Source organism: Phaeobacter sp. JH20_26 (assembly GCF_048056275.1).
In the GTDB taxonomy this organism is placed as follows: Bacteria; Pseudomonadota; Alphaproteobacteria; order Rhodobacterales; family Rhodobacteraceae; genus Phaeobacter; species Phaeobacter bryozoorum.
Map to the genome: position 1 here is coordinate 12,900 of NZ_JAYMWL010000010.1, position 14,552 is coordinate 27,451.

A 14,552-nucleotide genomic window follows, 5' to 3' on the forward strand; every position below is an offset into this window, starting at 1 on the left:
TCCGCCTCCATCAGTCTTTCAGGGATTCTTCGCGCAGGGTGTCCCCCAGCAGATTCAGGCCCAGAACAAGGCTCATGAGGGCCAAGGCAGGCGCCAAAGCGGGATGAGTATACAGCGCCAGGAACTTCCGGCCTTCGTTGATGGTAGTGCCCCAGTCCGGGCTTTCCGGGGTCAGGCCGAGACCAAAGAAACCCAAGGCTCCCAATAGGATCGCGGTGTAACCGATGCGCAGGCAGAAATCGACGATCAGCGGCCCGCGCGCGTTGGGCAGGATTTCCCAGAGCATGATGTACCAGGGACGCTCGCCGCGGGTCTGGGCAGCTGCAACAAAATCACGCGTCTTGATGTCCAGAACCTGTCCGCGCACGATACGAAACTTGGCCGGCGCACCAACCACCGCGATGATGGCGAAGATGTTCTTGAGCCCAGGCTCGATCAGGAAAATTCCCGTGGGGTCATAGTCAAAGGCAGTTCCAAGATAAACCCAGGCGCCAATGCCCAGCGTGGTGCCGACCAGCACGTTGCGCAGAACAGGGCGCACATAGAAACGGGAGTGCCAGAACAGGCAGAAGAAGATCATCGGGAAGATGAAGACGATTGCCGCCAGAACATTGGGAACAGATGCCTGCCAGACATGCCCGGCACCAAAGCTGATGGCAGGGCCACCTGCGCGGATTTCCGGTGTTACCAGCAGGTAGAACAGCAGGATGACCGGGAATGCGATAATCAGGTTGGCCGCAAAGGTCAGGGCCGTGTCCATGCGGCCGCCATAGTAGCCAGCGGGCAGGCCCAGAGTGATCCCCACCAGGAACGCAAAGACTGTCGCAATGGGGGAGACGGTCAGCACGATGCGGCTGCCGGAAACCATCCGCGAGAACACGTCCCGCGCCAGATTGTCACCGCCCAGCAGATACCAGCTATAGGTATCTTCATCCGCCCCGGGAATGGCGCTGCCAGGCAGAGCGTTTTTCATGCCGGAGAACTGGCCATAGGGGTCGTGCGTGATTATCTGATTTGCAAAGAGTGCAGTCAGAACCCAGAACAGCACCAGGGAGAAACCAGCGACTCCAATAGGGCTGTCAAAGATCTGGCCATAGAGGCCGGTTTTGCGGCGTGTGGCAATGGATCCGGTCAGGATAACTGCCATGCAGGCCCAGACGGGCAGAAAACGCAGGCTCAGCTGCAGGAGAAGTTCGGGAGTTGTGAGATCAGTCATGGTCCCGGATCCTTAGTTGACGCGGATGCGCGGGTTGAGGAAGACATAGCCGATGTCGGAGATGAGCTGGGTCAGCAGCACCACGATTACCGCAACTACAGAAATGCCCATCAGCAGTTCGATGTCATTGTTGCCTGCGGCCTGAACCAGCGCCCAGCCGAAACCCTTGTAATTGAAGATCGTTTCCACGATCACAACACCGGTCAGCAGCCAGGGAATTTGCAGCATGATCACGGTAAAAGGGGTAATCATTGCATTCCTGAGCGCGTGTTTCAGCACAATCGAACGGAAGCTCACCCCTTTCAGGCGGGCGGTGCGGATGTACTGCGCGGTCATCACCTCGGTCATCGAGGCGCGGGTCATCCGGGCGATGTAGCCCATACCGTAGAATGTCAGCGCCAGGACAGGCAGGGTGAAGTTGGCAAAGGTGATGCCCTTCATCGCCGTGGCGGCAGAGGCTTTGAACAGGGTTGGGCCGTCAATCAGGCCCCAGTCTGCCAGGAGCGGTGAAATCCCGGCATTTTTCGAAGCGAAAAAGGATATCAGCACCACCGCAGATACATACTCCGGGGTGGAGGTGGTAATGATCGAGAACGTGGAGAGCAGCCGGTCGGCCCAAGAACCTTCGTGCATGCCGGCCAGAACTCCGATTAGCAGAGATAGCGGCACCATGACACAGAGCACCGCAAGCATCAGATAACCGGTGGTGCCTAGCCGTTTGGCGATGACGGTGCTGACCTCTTCCTTGAATACCGTGGAGAAGCCGAACTCCCCCTGAAGCACGCCGCAGTACTGCGGAGCCGCTTCCGCAGGACGCACTGGCCTCGAACAGCGGGTGTGCATATCTCCGTCCGCATCGGTCAGCCGTGCGGATGGGATGACCCCAAGCCATTCTCCGTACTTGGAAAAGATGTCCTGTGTATAGCCGCGGTCTGCCAGCCATGAGAGGACTTCGGCGTCGCTCATACGGGCATTGGCCTCAGTCTTGGCCAGCTTCTCAAGATTGGGCATTAGATTGGTCAGGAAGAAGACCACAAAGGTCAGGCAAGCCGCCGTCAAAACCATGACGCCGAACCGCCGCAGAATGAAGTGTCGCATGGTAACTCCGAGTGTTCAGGCAGGCCACGGGGGGAGCACAGGTCCGCAGCCTGCCGTGCCTAAACGCTAGGGTTTAGGCCCAGCCCCACTTGTACAGCTGAGGCAGGAAGGAAATATGCGGCTCGGCGTTCAGGACGCCTTCACGCGACTGACGGAAAAGGGAGCGCCAATAGGGCTGGATGATCACGGCCTCATCCACCATGATCTGTTCCATCTTTGCCGTGATCTCGCTGCGTTTTGCCGGATCAGCTACTGCGACTGCTTGATCGAGGAGCGCATCGAACTCAGCATTGGCAAAGCCGGATTCATTCCATTTCTGACCGCTGCGGTAGCAGATGCCGTAGAGTTGCACCCCCAGCGGGCGGTGGTTCCAATCAGTGATGCTGAACGGATATTTCGTCCAGTCGTTCCAGAAGGTGGAACCCGGCATGATGGTGCGCTTCACCTTGATCCCGGCGTCACGGAGCTGAATGGCAACAACATCAGCAGTGTCTCTGCGGAAGCCGCCATCAATCGAGATCAGTTCATGCTCAAAATCGGCCATGCCAGCCTCGTCCATCAAGGCTTTGGCGCCCGCCGGATCATGCACTGGGTCGCCAATGTTGGCGTATTCCGGATGCACCGGCGCAACATGATGGTTCTGTGCAACCTTGCCGTTGTTGTTGAACCCAAGTTCCAGCACAACGTTATTGTCGACTGCCTTCTGCAGTGCTTTGCGGACCCGGACGTCAGCATAAGGTTTCTGCCCGTTCACCTCGGCCTGCTGGTTGGCGCGGATAACAACCGTAGAGCCCGTTGCGATTTCGGATGTTTGCCAGCCCAACGCTTCGATTAGTTCCAGATACTCGCCCGACGTGTTGTAGGTCACGTCAATCTCATCCGCCTCAACAGCAGAAAGAACCGCAGAGGCGTCGGTGCCGTAGTCGAGGAATTCAATCCGGTCGAGCCAGGCACCGGTACCTTCGCCCCACCAGGTATGATCCGTGTTGCGTTCCACAGCTGCGCGGACGCCAACCTGAAACTCGACCGGTTTGTAAGGACCGGTCCCAACCGGGTTGGTCAGCATTGTTTCCGGCGTATAGCTTTCATGCACTACCAGGGCGGGGTAATCTGCCAAGCCGGGAATGATCGTGATGTCAGAAGAACGGCATTTCAACTTGACGGTTTCACCATTGACGACAGTGATAGCTCCGGCTGCCGCTTTCTTGGTTTCCGGGTCGACCAGGGAATTCATGCGCGACGCCATCGAGTTGCCCTCGACCTCAGCGTCGCACCAGCGTTCGATATTGCGGGCGACGTCTTGCGCGGTGAACGGATCACCATTGTTCCACGTCGCTCCCTTGCGGATTTTCAGCGTATACTCGGTGGCGTCGCTGTTGACTTCCCAGCTTTCCAGCAGCCGCGGCTTGAAAGTTCCGTCGTTGTTGTATTCGACCAGATATTCCAGCCAATTGGAGGCGACCATCGACATCGCCGCGAAATCCATCGTACGGGTGTCCTTCAACGCATGCACGCCTACTTCAAGCCGCAAGGTTCCGCCGCGTTTGGGCGTGGCTGCCTGTGCCGGTGCAGCCATGCCCAGCATGCCATAGGCGGTTGCTGCGGTTGCGCCGAACACGCTGGCCAGTGCCAGAAACTCCCTCCGGTCCATGTCACCGCCTCGACGTGCATGGCCAGCGGCTTTCAGAACATGTTCTGGTAATGGCTTGCCGGTTCGTTCACCAGTTTGATTGTTGGGGCTCATGTCTTCCTCCCGTTGAGCATTCGCTGAAGAAAGGGGAGAACCCCCAGCTACCATTTCCTCCAGACCTAGCCTCCCAGCACATGGAAATTTGGCAATTCTTCAGAACTGCCTAACTGTGGCGGCACTCGATCTTCCAAGCCAGCACAGGCAGCTTCATTGTTGCCGCTGATGAATGACATTGAGAATTTGAATGCTGGGAAGTTGAGGCAGAGGCGTCATCCAGAGCCGTTTACACCTGAAGGATGAGGGTTTCCGCTCCACTATACCGGGTGGAGAAGAACTGTACCCTGCTGCGAATATTAAATTTTGGTAGCCAGGCACAGCGTAGCACTGCGAGGTTTTCGTACGTGCCTACACCGGACTTGAACTGGATGCCGCGCTTCGCCCGTGCAGCATTCTGAACCAGCTCAAAACTGCCGTTGGTCACAGCCTCTCGGCTCAAGGTCGAGAACCGCCCTGCCTCCTCCAACCTCGGAGAAACCCGAGCCTTCATGGATGATGCCAAGCGCATCCTGATCTTCTCCGATGCGGGAGGCACCGGGCGCAGCTATCACGCTGATCTTGGGGCAAAGAACCAGCGCCTCCGGGTGCATTACCTCCTGGAGCCCGGCTGGAAGGCCGACAATGCGATCCAGGGGCTGGGGCGCACCAATCGGACCAACCAATCGCAGCCGCCGCTCTTTCGGCCGGTGGCGACCAATGTGAAAGGCGAGAAGCGGTTTCTCTCCACAATCGCGCGGCGTCTCGACACGCTCGGGGCGATCACGAAAGGCCAACGCGAGACTGGCGGGCAGAACATGTTTCGCGCCGAGGACAATCTCGAAAGCCCCTACGCACGCGCGGCGCTGCGGCAGTTCTTCTACAAGCTGCGTGCCGGCAAGATCGACGCCTGCTCCTATGCCCGCTTTCAGGAGATGACCGGGCTGACGCTCGACGAGGCGGATGGCACCATGAAAGAAAACCTGCCGCCGATCCAGCAGTTCCTGAACCGCTGTCTCGCGCTCCGCATCGACATGCAGGACGCGATCTTCGAGGCTTTCGGTGGGTTTCTTTCGGCGATCATCGAAGATGCGCGCCAGGCAGGCACGCTCGATGTGGGCCTTGAGACGCTCAAGGCCGAGAAATTCGAAATTGTCGATCGTAAGGTGATTTTCGAGCATGAGGCGACGGGGGCGACGGCGACCGCCCTGACCGTCGAGCGGACCGATCGCAACGACCCGCTCACCCTGCCCCGGGTCAAAGGGGACTGTTGCATTATGTGAGCCCTTTGGCGATCTTCTGGCTTTTGAGGACAGTATGCCAGCTAAATCTCCGTTCAAACACCACCGCTTTCCCCGTGAGATCATTCTATGCGCGGTGCGTTGGTACCTTCGTTATCCGCTGTCTTATCAAGATGTCGTGGATCTCTTGGCGGAGCGCAGCATCGCGGTGGATCGATCCACGGTGTTCCGATGGGTACAGAAATTCGGTCCTGAGTTGACGAAGCGAACCGAGAAGCATCTGCGCCGCGCGAGTGTCGATTGGCATGTCGATGAGACTTATATTCGTGTCGGCGGCAAATGGCGATATCTGTGGCGTGCTGTCGATGCAAACGGGCAGATGGTGGATTTCCGTCTGACGGCGCGGCGGGATGCAAAGGCTGCAAGGGCCTTTCTCAACAAGGCGATCGAACGCGTGCGGCTGCACCGACCGGTGACAATCGTGACCGACAAGGCGCATAGCTATCGGCGCGTCATCCGTGAGATCAATCACAGATACGACCCGCACTTCGACAGCATTCGGCATATTGATCGAAAGTGGCGGAACAATCTGATCGAGAGCGACCATGCGGCCATGAAACGGCTGCTCGGATATCGGCAAAGCTTCCGGTCATTGCAAACCGCCAAGGCGACCCTCAGTGGCATCGAAACGATCCGAACCATCAAACGTGGCCACGTCGATCACAAGCAACAAGGCGTCGCGGGGGAGATCCAGTTCATCGCGCAGCTCTTCGGAGCAGCGTGACCCAGCGCAACGAACAGACGCCAACCTGGCAGCAGAAAACTAATGCAACAGTCCCCTTGGTAGGCACTTGCGGGCGTCGCAAGAGGAACTTGGCCCGGAAGCGTCAATGTCGCGGCCATCGCCAGCCGCACGATATGGCGTCTCATGTATCGACTCCCCACAAAACTATTCGCGCGAATACAATACAACACGATTGACAGCAATCGGATTTCTTTGATTGGGATATCCGGCTCGAAGGCTCAGGATCTATGGTTTGGATGCGGCAATTGCTCGGAGAAGCCAGTCAGCGAGACTCAATCACTTGCCTTATGTCTTCTTATACATACATAAAGGTAATAACAAGACCGAGGATAGAAGCATTGCCTGCGTCATACCTTCCGCCCCCCGCAGCCAAGCGGGCGATCCGCAAGCTCGGATCCGATATCCGTGACGCACGTTTGCGCCGCGGCTTGCCGGCGTCTGTTGTCGCCGAGCGGGCGGGTATTGCGCGATCAACCTACCACAAGATCGAAAAAGGTGATGCTGGCGTGTCCATCGGCATCTATGCGGCTGTGCTGCAAGCATTGAACCTGATGGATGGATTTGAAGATCTCGCTGATGCCAGGAACGATCCCCAAGGTGCACATGCAGCTCTTGAGCGCTTGCCGAAACGCGCGGTTCTTGCGCGCAAGAAGTCTGGCTCCAAGGAGAGCAGCTAGGCCATGGCAGAACGGGTCGTCGAAATCGACATTGAGCTCGATGGAGCGATGGTGCCTGTCGGCACCATGCGTTGTGTGCCATCCCGGGCGCGCGAAACCGTCGTTTTCGAATACTCGGACGACTGGCTGAACCGGCCAGAGCGGTTTGCTATTGATCAGGGCGTGCCTCTCTCGCCCGGACCGTTTGTGCCTTCAGGCAACGGAGAGATGTTTCCAGCCCTTGGCGACAGTGCCCCAGACAACTGGGGTCGTGCCTTGATGCGGCGTCGGGAACGGCGCCGCTCTGTGCGGGAGGAACGTCCGGTTCGAACCTTGTTCGAGACGGATTATCTTATGGGTGTCTCCGATGTCAGCCGCATCGGAGCCTTGCGGCTGCGATGGCGTGGCGATGCCGACTATGCAGCACCCATCCAAGATGGCGTTCCAGGGTACATCGCGCTCCAGCGTCTTCTCGACGCAGTCGGGCGTTTCGAAGCTGGCGAGGAACGAGACGAGGACCTCGATCTCATTTTTGCGCCCGGGGCATCGCTTGGCGGTGCACGCCCAAAATGCTCGGTCTATGATGTGCAGGGCAAGCTCTCGATCGCCAAGTTTCCCAAGGCTGACGACGATTACAGCAAGGAACGCTGGGAGGAAGTCGCCGCGCGATTGGCAGATCGGGCCGGCCTGACTATGGCTGACCACTCTCTGGCAAAAATCGGCGATCGGCCGGTCTATCTGAGCGCCCGGTTTGACCGACGCGCAGCAGGCGAACGCATCCCGTATATGTCAGCCATGACCATGACCCAGAACCGGGATGGCGTATCTGGCAGCTATCTCGAGATCGTAGACGCGATCACCAGGACTGGCAGCCAGGCTGCCAGGGATCGTGAAGAACTCTATCGCCGCCTTGTCTTCACTGTTCTGGTGTCGAATACGGACGACCATATGCGCAATCACGGGTTTCTTTGGGATGGGCCAGCTGGATGGCGGCTGTCGCCGGCGTTCGACATCAACCCGACGTCTCAGTTGGAAAAACCGCGTGTCCTGCAGACACGGATCGATTTCGACGACGGGACCTGTGACATTGACCTTGTGTTGGCTGTGGCACCTGAATTCGGCCTCCGCACTCAACACGCCCGGGAAATCGTCGCTGAAGTGGCAAAAGCGACAGCGACGTGGCGCGAAATTGCGCATCAGGTCGGGGCTCCGGCACGCGAGCTCGACTATCTGGAAAGTGCTTTCGAGCACGACGATCTGGAGAAGGCTTTGGCGCTTTAATGTATGCTTATGCAGACATTAAATGCATATAGTGTCTGCTTTCAAAGTCTCCAACATGGAGACTTTGAAGAGTCATTCCAATATCTCGACCAGCCTTCCATAGTCCCGGCTAACCTCCTGTGCCTCGTGAAAGGCGCGTTGGCGCTCGGCGTCCAAGCAGCGGAAGTATTCTTGTATGTCGGCGATGTAGCCCTCGAAATCAGAGCGGAGCAGATCGGCATATTCTCGAATGTCTTCGGACCGCTCAGGCAGGAAGGGCCGTTCCGGTGCGGTACATGCAATGGCGATTTGGCCAATCGACGCGAGTGGCACAACAAGACCAAGCAAACCGTATCGAAATGCACAAAACATGCGCAGGGCAAAACTCCTTTGCCACTTCAAATTCATGGTTTCGTGCGGTAGCTACCTATTGCAGCCAAAGACGGTTCGTCAACTCAAATAAATCGTCTTGCAGTCAATTATGTTGTCTTGTATCGCCCGTGTGGAAATGTCCCCGCGGGCCGATACTCACGATGAGGAGGGCCCAGGGGAGGTCATGATAGAAGAAGCACCGAATGTGGTCACCGAAGACGGACTGCGCGGCTTGCTCGCCGAGGGCTACCTCATTGAGGTGGTCTGCAAGGAGCGAGCGGAGAAGCGCCATAACAGCTGGTACGGCTCGTGGGTCATCCGCGCCGTCGCCACTGATGGGCGTGACGATAAAATGCTCGTCACCAGCCGAAGCGTCCTCAAGCTCCGCGACTTCAAAACCATCGTTGGCCTTGTCAGTTTCCTGGCCGACATGGGCTGTACGACCGCTAGCATCCCACTTGAAGAAGGTGGCCGCGAACGCCACGCCGCGCCTCCGGTCAAAGGCAGCTGACCGCGCGACTGCGCTCATCGTTGCTTTGGGTACAGGCGTTTGTTCCGCGCCCCCGGCCCTGGCCGACGGTTTCATCTTTTCGGTTGGCCCAGACGGCCAATTGATTTCCTCTTCTCAAGAGGCAAACGGGCGCCTTTTTCTCTTCGCAGAACCTCGCGTTCCTGACGCAACGAGCGAGACAGCGATCCCGGCTCGATCCGCCGCCCGCGCCACCCCAGAAATCCTCCATGCGATCGAGACCACGGCTCTACGGTATGCCGGGCATGGTGCGCTGCGTCGCGCCGGGCTTTCAGTAACTGATTGGGCGCTCCTTTACCGGGCCAACATCGAAGTCGAGAGCGCATACAATCCGGCTGCACGCAGCCCTGTCGGTGCCATAGGCCTCGGGCAGCTTATGCCGGATACCGCCCGCGATCTCGGCGTGGACCCACATGACATTGCGCAGAACCTCGACGGATCAGCCCGCTACTTGCTGATGATGCTCGACCAGTTCGGCGAGGGCTCTCTGGCCCTTGCGGCGTACAACGCTGGCCCTGAGGCGGTCACACGCCACGGCGGCATCCCCCCTTTTCGAGAAACCCAAGGGCATGTGGCCCGTGTGACTGCCGTGTTTGAGCGGCTCAGAGGAGATCTTTCATGACATCGAGAAAACGTCAAAGCGTGCTCCGCACGCGGGCGATCGCCGCGCTCGGCGCGATGACCCTTATCGTGCTGGCGGGTCCAGCGCTTGCACAGAGCATCGACCTCTCGCCGGTACAGACCCTGCTTCAAGGCATTGTCGATGCGATCACCGGCCCCTTGGGAATCGTGATCGGAACGCTTGCGCTGATCGGGGTGTTCCTTTCCTGGCTCTTTGGCATCCTCGACTTCCGTCAGGCGCTCTGGGTCGTGGTTGCAATCGCGGGCATCGCCGCAGCACCCACCATCGTCGCCGCCATCTGGACCACCTGAGCTCCGTCCATGGCTGACCAGTCCCGCGTGTTCATCGGCCTTCTCAGGCCACCCAAGCTGATGGGCTTGCCGATCATGTACGCCATGGTCTGGCTCTTCGGCTCGACGCTCCTGTTCCTCTGGGTGCAGAGCTGGGTGGTGACCGTGTTCGCGGGGCTGGCCTGGCCGGCGCTTTGGAAAGCCGCAGACTGGGATCCGAACTTCCTCGACGTCCTGGTGATCACCCTGCAGGAAACCCCGCCGACCACGAACCGCAAGCTGCACGGAGGCGACAGCTATGCCCCGTGATGGACTTGCCAATGACGTCGCAGAGGCGCTCGATCCGCTGACTGCGCTGCCCGCATGGGTCAAGGGCGAGAAGCGGCTCTCGTCGATGCTGCCCTACGTGAGCCTCGTGACCGACCGGACGATCCGGACACGCGGCAACGAACTGATGCAGTGCATCAGGCTCGAAGGGGTGAACAGCACCACGAGCGAGGACGGGCATCTCGACCGGATCGGAGGGTTGCTGGCTGGCATCGTGGCGCAGGTCGGGACCGAGTTCTCATTCTACCTGCACAAGGTCTCGAAAGCGGTCGATGTGACCCTACCGCCCATACCGGGCGAGGGGTTTGCTGCCGCCGTCGACAAACGATGGCACGCGCATCTCGGCCGCGCGGGCTTGCGCGACAAGACGCTGACCCTGACCGTGCTGAAGCCCCGCCTGCTGGCCGCAAGCACCGGCGAGCTTCTGGGCTTCCTCGGTTCACTCAACACAGGCGAGGAGCACCCGCTCTTCCCCCGGTCGCGCCTCGGTGTGATCGCCGAGGACGTAGCCAATACCCGCGTCACCTTCCGCGGCACGACCATCGCCCTCTCTGACGGCGCTGTCGGCAACAAGCTCGGCGCGATCTTTGCGGTGAAGAACTATCCCGCCAAAACTGACAGTCTGATGCTCGACGAGCTGAACCTGCCCGTCGACATGGTGGTCACCCACTCCTTTGTGCCGATCAACGCCAACATCATGGCGGGCCGGATCAAACGGCAGCTGCGCCTGATGCAAGCCGCCAATGACGGGGCCGTCAGCCTCGCTCAGGAACTGGAACTCGCCCAGGACGATCTGGAATCGAAACGCCTGATCTTCGGCGAGCACCACATGACGGTGGCGGTCTATGCGCGCAGCCAAGCCGCGCTCGACGATATCGCGGCCGAGATCCGCAACATCTCCGCGACTTCCGGCATCAACCTGATCTCCGAAGCCTTCGGGGCGCGGGCGCATTTTATGGCGCAGCATCCCGGGAACACTGGGGCGCGCAGCCGCAAGGCTGCGATCACGAACCACAACTTCGCCGATCTCGCTACCTTCCACCGCACCCCGCTCGGAAAGACTGGTAGGGAAGTGCCGTGGGGCGTGCCGATCACACTCTTCCCGACGCCCGAGCGCAGCGGTTTTCGCTTCAACTTCCACGAACAGGGCGCGCCGGATCGCGAACCCACAGGAGGCCACACGCTGATCCTGGGCCGTCCCGGCTCCGGCAAATCCGTCCTGGCGGCTTTCCTGATGACCATGGCACGGCGGGCAGGTGCGCGGGTCTTCGTATTCGACTATCGCGCGGGCATGGAGATGGCCGTCCGCGCGCTCGGCGGCAGCTATTCGACCGTGCGGGCGGGGCGCCCAACGGGCCTCAATCCGCTCCAGACCGAGATCGACGTGCGGGGCCAGGCATGGCTTGCTGATTGGCTCGCGAGCCTCTTGGAGCGGCGCGATCGACCGCTAACCCCGGTTCAGACCAACCGACTGCAGGAAGTCGTGCGCCAGAACGCGAGCGCAGGACATGCGGGCCTACGGAACTGGTCGGATTTCGCCTCGCTGCTGGTCTCGACCGATGACGAGGGCGATCTCTTCGAGCGGATGCAGGAATGGACCGCCGAGGGCCGCTACGGCTGGATCTTCGGGGCGAATGCCGAGGACAGTTTCAGCATCGATGGAGACGTCGCGGGCTTTGACCTCACCGGCATCCTCGATTCCGAGAGCGAGCGGGAACGCATGGCGGTCCTGTCCTACCTCTTCCGCCGGGTCGAGCGGGTGATCGAGGACCGCAAGCCCACCATCATCGTCATTGACGAAGCATGGAAAGCCCTCGACAACGCCTACTTTGCGGAGCGACTCAGCAACTGGCTGGTGACCGCCCGCAAGCAGAACGCCGTCGTCGTGATGATGACGCAATATGCCAGCCAGCTCGAGCGCACGCGCACCGGCAAGACCATCGTGGAAGCGGTGCCGACGCAGGTGCTCTTGCCCAACATTCGTGCTTCCGCCGCTGACTACGCGATGCTCGGCCTGACCGAGAAAGAGCTCGACGTGCTTCTGGGCGTCGGCTCGGCCTCGCGGCTCGCGCTTGTACGCGACGACCGTGGTTCCGCCGTGATCGATGCCGATCTCAGCGCGCTCGGCCCGCTCGTGACCATCCTTGGCGGAATGGAGAAGGGCGAAGCGCTTGTCGGCGCCGATTATCGCGACCGTCCTGATTTCTGGAGAGTGACATGACCCGTACCATCAGTCGCAGCGTCGTGCTGCTTGGCCTTGGCCTGACCCTGACAGCCTGTGCACAGCATAACCCCCCGCAAGCCAACTGCTTCAATTTTCGCGAGGCTCCTGCGCAGGCAGGAACCGCCACCGCCACGATCTCGACCATGGGGGCGGAGGTCACGCGCCGCGACACGGCCTGCGATTTCGTCCTCTTGGGGGCAGGCGGCTGAGCCAATGCGGACCTGGCTTCCTCTCTCGATGATCGGCTTTGCACTGGCAGGTCCCACGGCGGGGCCAGCGGTCGCCCAAGGCGTGCCGACCTTCGATCTGCGCCTCTTCGCAGAGCGGCAGGCCATCCTTGAGCAGACCAATCGGGACCTGGCACTACAGCAGGACCGGCTAAGCCGCGAGGAGGAACTGGCCGAAATCGAGCGCCAGCAACTCGCCTCCCTCGAAGGGCTGATGGATGCCATGTCGCTTGGCGCTGGAGACGTGGCCGGAACCGTGGCGGGGCTCGAGGCGGGGCAGGGGGCGGTTGACGACGTCGAAAGCGCGTCCGCCAGTCTTTATGCGCCCGAGGACACCAATCCAGCGGCTGCACGGATGTTCGGCGATGCCCGGGAGGGGATCGAGGAGCTGATCATCCGCGCAGCACGCGACACCCATAGTCTGTCCGGGGTCGGCCCCGCGCGGGTCTTTCGCTCGTGCAATGGCGCTGTCTCTTACAGGCGCTGATCTGGCAGGAAAGCCGTTTCCAGATTGGGGCACGCTCACCCGTGGGGGCCTTCGGACTTACCCAGATCATGCCCGGTACCGCGGGCGATCTCGGGATCTACCCGGCCTATTACGACGATCCCTATCTGCAGGTCACCGGCGGTGCGCGATACCTCGCACAAATGCTGAACATGTTCGATGGCAACATTATCCATGCGCTCGCCGCCTATAACGCCGGGCCGGGCAATGTGCAGGATTATGGCGGTGTGCCACCCTTCGCGGAAACCCAGCATTATGTCGTGGTGATCCCGCAGCAGTACAACAGCTACCTCGCGGCCGTAGGGGGCATCGACGCGCTCGGCACCATCGACCCTGTGCTGCTCGCCAACGCGAGTTTCAGCCTCTCGGCCCACGGCGCAGGGGTCTATGGCGACTATTCGCTGGTCTCGGTCCGCGCCGCCGCCCTGCGGGTTCAGGACATCATCACCCGCATTGGTGAGACCGAGGATCTCTACGAGGCCATCGCGCTCAACACCTATGCCCGGGCAGAACTTGCCCGACTGGTCGCAATCCGAACCCGGATCAAGGCCGCCCGAACCGAGCCACTCAGCGCCGAGCAGATCGCCTTGGCGGCGGCCCAGGCTGCCGAGCGGCAATTCATGGATTTCAGTCAGGAGGATTTGCGTTGAACCTGCGCCTGCCCCGCTCCCTTTTCGCCGGTAGCATCGCTCTCGCGCTTGCCCTCAATGTCACCGGACCTGTCGCGGCACAGGGTGTGCCCACGGTGGACACTCAGAACATTGCTCAGGAAATCCGCCAGCTTCAACAGATGCTGCAGGATTTCGGGATCCAGACGGATCTTCTGGACAATGCGTTGGAGCAACTGGACATGCTGCAAAGCCAACTCGATCAGCTGAACGAGATGTATGCCTCGCTCACCGGGCCGCGCAGCATCCTCGGACTTGCCATGGGCGGGGACCTCGACACCTTGCTTGAGGCCAACTTCGAAGACATCCCCGGCCTGATCCGAGGCATCCAGGCGGGCGATTGGAGCGCTCTCATCGGGCCCAATGCCGGGCCCATGCGCACGCAGATGGAACAGGCGCTGGCAAGCGCCGGGTTCGACGAGGATTCACTCCGCGAGATCGCCACCAGCGGCAATCCGGGCGCTGAAGGCGTGGCCACGCGGGCAACCACAGGTGCTGTGATGTCGGCGGCGGCGCAGAACAGCCACGCAGAGGCGGAACAGTCTCTCGAACGGGTGGAACGTCTGGTCGAGATGATCCCGGACATGGAAGATCTCAAAGCCTCGATGGATCATAACACACGCGTCACGGCGGAACTCGCCATCGCCATGACCCGGATGTGGGAACTGGAAGCGATCCAAACCCTAGGCGCTGGCAATGCAGGCGTGGTTGACGCCGCCACCGTTGCTGAAGAACGCCGCTACATGGACTTCACTTTGCCGGATCTTGAGCCGTGAGTGGGGTAGGAGT

Annotated in this window: 14 protein-coding genes and 2 pseudogenes; 12 read left to right on the forward strand and 4 right to left on the reverse strand. The window is 60.3% G+C overall.

Features of this window, described 5'->3' with window-relative positions; genetic code table 11:
* Positions 1-10: 10 nt before the first annotated feature.
* The 3 genes from VWY60_RS04560 to VWY60_RS04570 form a co-directional block, all read right to left on the reverse strand.
* Positions 11-1,216 (reverse strand): ABC transporter permease, encoded by a 1,206-nt coding sequence (locus tag VWY60_RS04560; protein ID WP_416539729.1) that lies wholly within the window; start codon positions 1,214-1,216, stop codon positions 11-13.
* 12 nt (positions 1,217-1,228) lie between these two features.
* Positions 1,229-2,314 carry an ABC transporter permease gene (locus VWY60_RS04565; RefSeq protein ID WP_416535678.1) on the reverse strand — a complete coding sequence of 362 codons (1,086 nt, stop codon included), beginning with the start codon at positions 2,312-2,314 and terminating at the stop codon, positions 1,229-1,231.
* A gap of 73 nt (positions 2,315-2,387) precedes the next feature.
* Entirely contained in the window at positions 2,388-4,058 is a 1,671-nt protein-coding gene (locus VWY60_RS04570) for an ABC transporter substrate-binding protein (protein WP_416539728.1), read from the reverse strand.
* Between the two features lie 434 nt (positions 4,059-4,492).
* Between VWY60_RS04570 and VWY60_RS04575 the strand changes: the two are divergent.
* From VWY60_RS04575 to VWY60_RS04590, 4 genes and pseudogenes are all read left to right on the forward strand, one after another.
* Positions 4,493-5,308 (forward strand): annotated as a pseudogene (locus VWY60_RS04575) (strawberry notch C-terminal domain-containing protein); the annotation flags it as partial.
* 46 nt (positions 5,309-5,354) lie between these two features.
* Positions 5,355-6,062, forward strand: coding sequence for an IS6 family transposase (locus VWY60_RS04580; RefSeq protein ID WP_416539727.1), 708 nt, complete (start codon positions 5,355-5,357; stop codon positions 6,060-6,062).
* 308 nt (positions 6,063-6,370) lie between these two features.
* Positions 6,371-6,760 (forward strand): helix-turn-helix domain-containing protein, encoded by a 390-nt coding sequence (locus VWY60_RS04585; RefSeq protein ID WP_416592467.1) that lies wholly within the window; start codon positions 6,371-6,373, stop codon positions 6,758-6,760.
* 3 nt (positions 6,761-6,763) lie between these two features.
* Positions 6,764-8,020, forward strand: coding sequence for a type II toxin-antitoxin system HipA family toxin (locus tag VWY60_RS04590; protein ID WP_416537837.1), 1,257 nt, complete (start codon positions 6,764-6,766; stop codon positions 8,018-8,020).
* A gap of 72 nt (positions 8,021-8,092) precedes the next feature.
* Here the strand turns inward: VWY60_RS04590 and VWY60_RS04595 are convergent, their stop codons facing one another.
* Positions 8,093-8,371, reverse strand: a complete 279-nt coding sequence (locus VWY60_RS04595; protein ID WP_416535614.1) for a hypothetical protein — start codon at positions 8,369-8,371, stop codon at positions 8,093-8,095.
* Positions 8,372-8,555: 184 nt separating this feature from the next.
* Between VWY60_RS04595 and VWY60_RS04600 the strand changes: the two genes are divergently transcribed.
* The 8 genes and pseudogenes from VWY60_RS04600 (at position 8,556) to VWY60_RS04635 (ending at position 14,539) form a co-directional block, all read left to right on the forward strand.
* The gene (locus VWY60_RS04600; protein ID WP_010138156.1) at positions 8,556-8,882 is read left to right on the forward strand and encodes a hypothetical protein; all 327 of its coding nucleotides are present in this window, start codon (positions 8,556-8,558) and stop codon (positions 8,880-8,882) included.
* Positions 8,839-9,522, forward strand: coding sequence for a lytic transglycosylase domain-containing protein (locus tag VWY60_RS04605; RefSeq protein WP_416535685.1), 684 nt, complete (start codon positions 8,839-8,841; stop codon positions 9,520-9,522). Before VWY60_RS04600 ends, VWY60_RS04605 begins: the two co-directional genes overlap by 44 nt.
* A complete protein-coding gene (locus tag VWY60_RS04610) occupies positions 9,519-9,833 on the forward strand; it encodes a TrbC/VirB2 family protein (RefSeq protein WP_071676062.1) in 315 nt (104 codons plus the stop codon). Before VWY60_RS04605 ends, VWY60_RS04610 begins: the two co-directional genes overlap by 4 nt.
* 9 nt (positions 9,834-9,842) lie before the next feature.
* Positions 9,843-10,121, forward strand: a complete 279-nt coding sequence (locus VWY60_RS04615; protein WP_416535615.1) for a type IV secretion system protein VirB3 — start codon at positions 9,843-9,845, stop codon at positions 10,119-10,121.
* Positions 10,111-12,360, forward strand: a complete 2,250-nt coding sequence (locus VWY60_RS04620; RefSeq protein ID WP_416539725.1) for a VirB4 family type IV secretion system protein — start codon at positions 10,111-10,113, stop codon at positions 12,358-12,360. The genes VWY60_RS04615 and VWY60_RS04620 overlap by 11 nt, the downstream gene beginning before the upstream one ends.
* Positions 12,357-12,572, forward strand: coding sequence for a hypothetical protein (locus VWY60_RS04625; RefSeq protein ID WP_416535617.1), 216 nt, complete (start codon positions 12,357-12,359; stop codon positions 12,570-12,572). The genes VWY60_RS04620 and VWY60_RS04625 overlap by 4 nt, the downstream gene beginning before the upstream one ends.
* A 4-nt stretch (positions 12,573-12,576) precedes the next feature.
* Positions 12,577-13,745 (forward strand): annotated as a pseudogene (locus VWY60_RS04630) (lytic transglycosylase domain-containing protein).
* Positions 13,742-14,539: a type IV secretion system protein gene (locus tag VWY60_RS04635; RefSeq protein WP_028095516.1), complete on the forward strand. Its 798-nt coding sequence runs from the start codon at positions 13,742-13,744 to the stop codon at positions 14,537-14,539. The pseudogene VWY60_RS04630 and the gene VWY60_RS04635 overlap by 4 nt, the downstream one beginning before the upstream one ends.
* Positions 14,540-14,552 lie beyond the last annotated feature (13 nt).

Excerpts from the sequence above, each read along its gene's own strand:
- VWY60_RS04560 (WP_416539729.1), bottom strand. The coding sequence starts at position 1,216 with ATGACTGATCTCACAACTCCCGAACTTCTCCTGCAGCTGAGCCTGCGT.
- VWY60_RS04565 (WP_416535678.1), bottom strand. The coding sequence starts at position 2,314 with ATGCGACACTTCATTCTGCGGCGGTTCGGCGTCATGGTTTTGACGGCG.
- VWY60_RS04570 (WP_416539728.1), bottom strand. The coding sequence starts at position 4,058 with ATGAGCCCCAACAATCAAACTGGTGAACGAACCGGCAAGCCATTACCA.
- VWY60_RS04580 (WP_416539727.1), top strand. The coding sequence starts at position 5,355 with ATGCCAGCTAAATCTCCGTTCAAACACCACCGCTTTCCCCGTGAGATC.
- VWY60_RS04585 (WP_416592467.1), top strand. The coding sequence starts at position 6,371 with ATGTCTTCTTATACATACATAAAGGTAATAACAAGACCGAGGATAGAA.
- VWY60_RS04590 (WP_416537837.1), top strand. The coding sequence starts at position 6,764 with ATGGCAGAACGGGTCGTCGAAATCGACATTGAGCTCGATGGAGCGATG.
- VWY60_RS04595 (WP_416535614.1), bottom strand. The coding sequence starts at position 8,371 with ATGTTTTGTGCATTTCGATACGGTTTGCTTGGTCTTGTTGTGCCACTC.
- VWY60_RS04600 (WP_010138156.1), top strand. The coding sequence starts at position 8,556 with ATGATAGAAGAAGCACCGAATGTGGTCACCGAAGACGGACTGCGCGGC.
- VWY60_RS04610 (WP_071676062.1), top strand. The coding sequence starts at position 9,519 with ATGACATCGAGAAAACGTCAAAGCGTGCTCCGCACGCGGGCGATCGCC.
- VWY60_RS04615 (WP_416535615.1), top strand. The coding sequence starts at position 9,843 with ATGGCTGACCAGTCCCGCGTGTTCATCGGCCTTCTCAGGCCACCCAAG.
- VWY60_RS04620 (WP_416539725.1), top strand. The coding sequence starts at position 10,111 with ATGCCCCGTGATGGACTTGCCAATGACGTCGCAGAGGCGCTCGATCCG.
- VWY60_RS04625 (WP_416535617.1), top strand. The coding sequence starts at position 12,357 with ATGACCCGTACCATCAGTCGCAGCGTCGTGCTGCTTGGCCTTGGCCTG.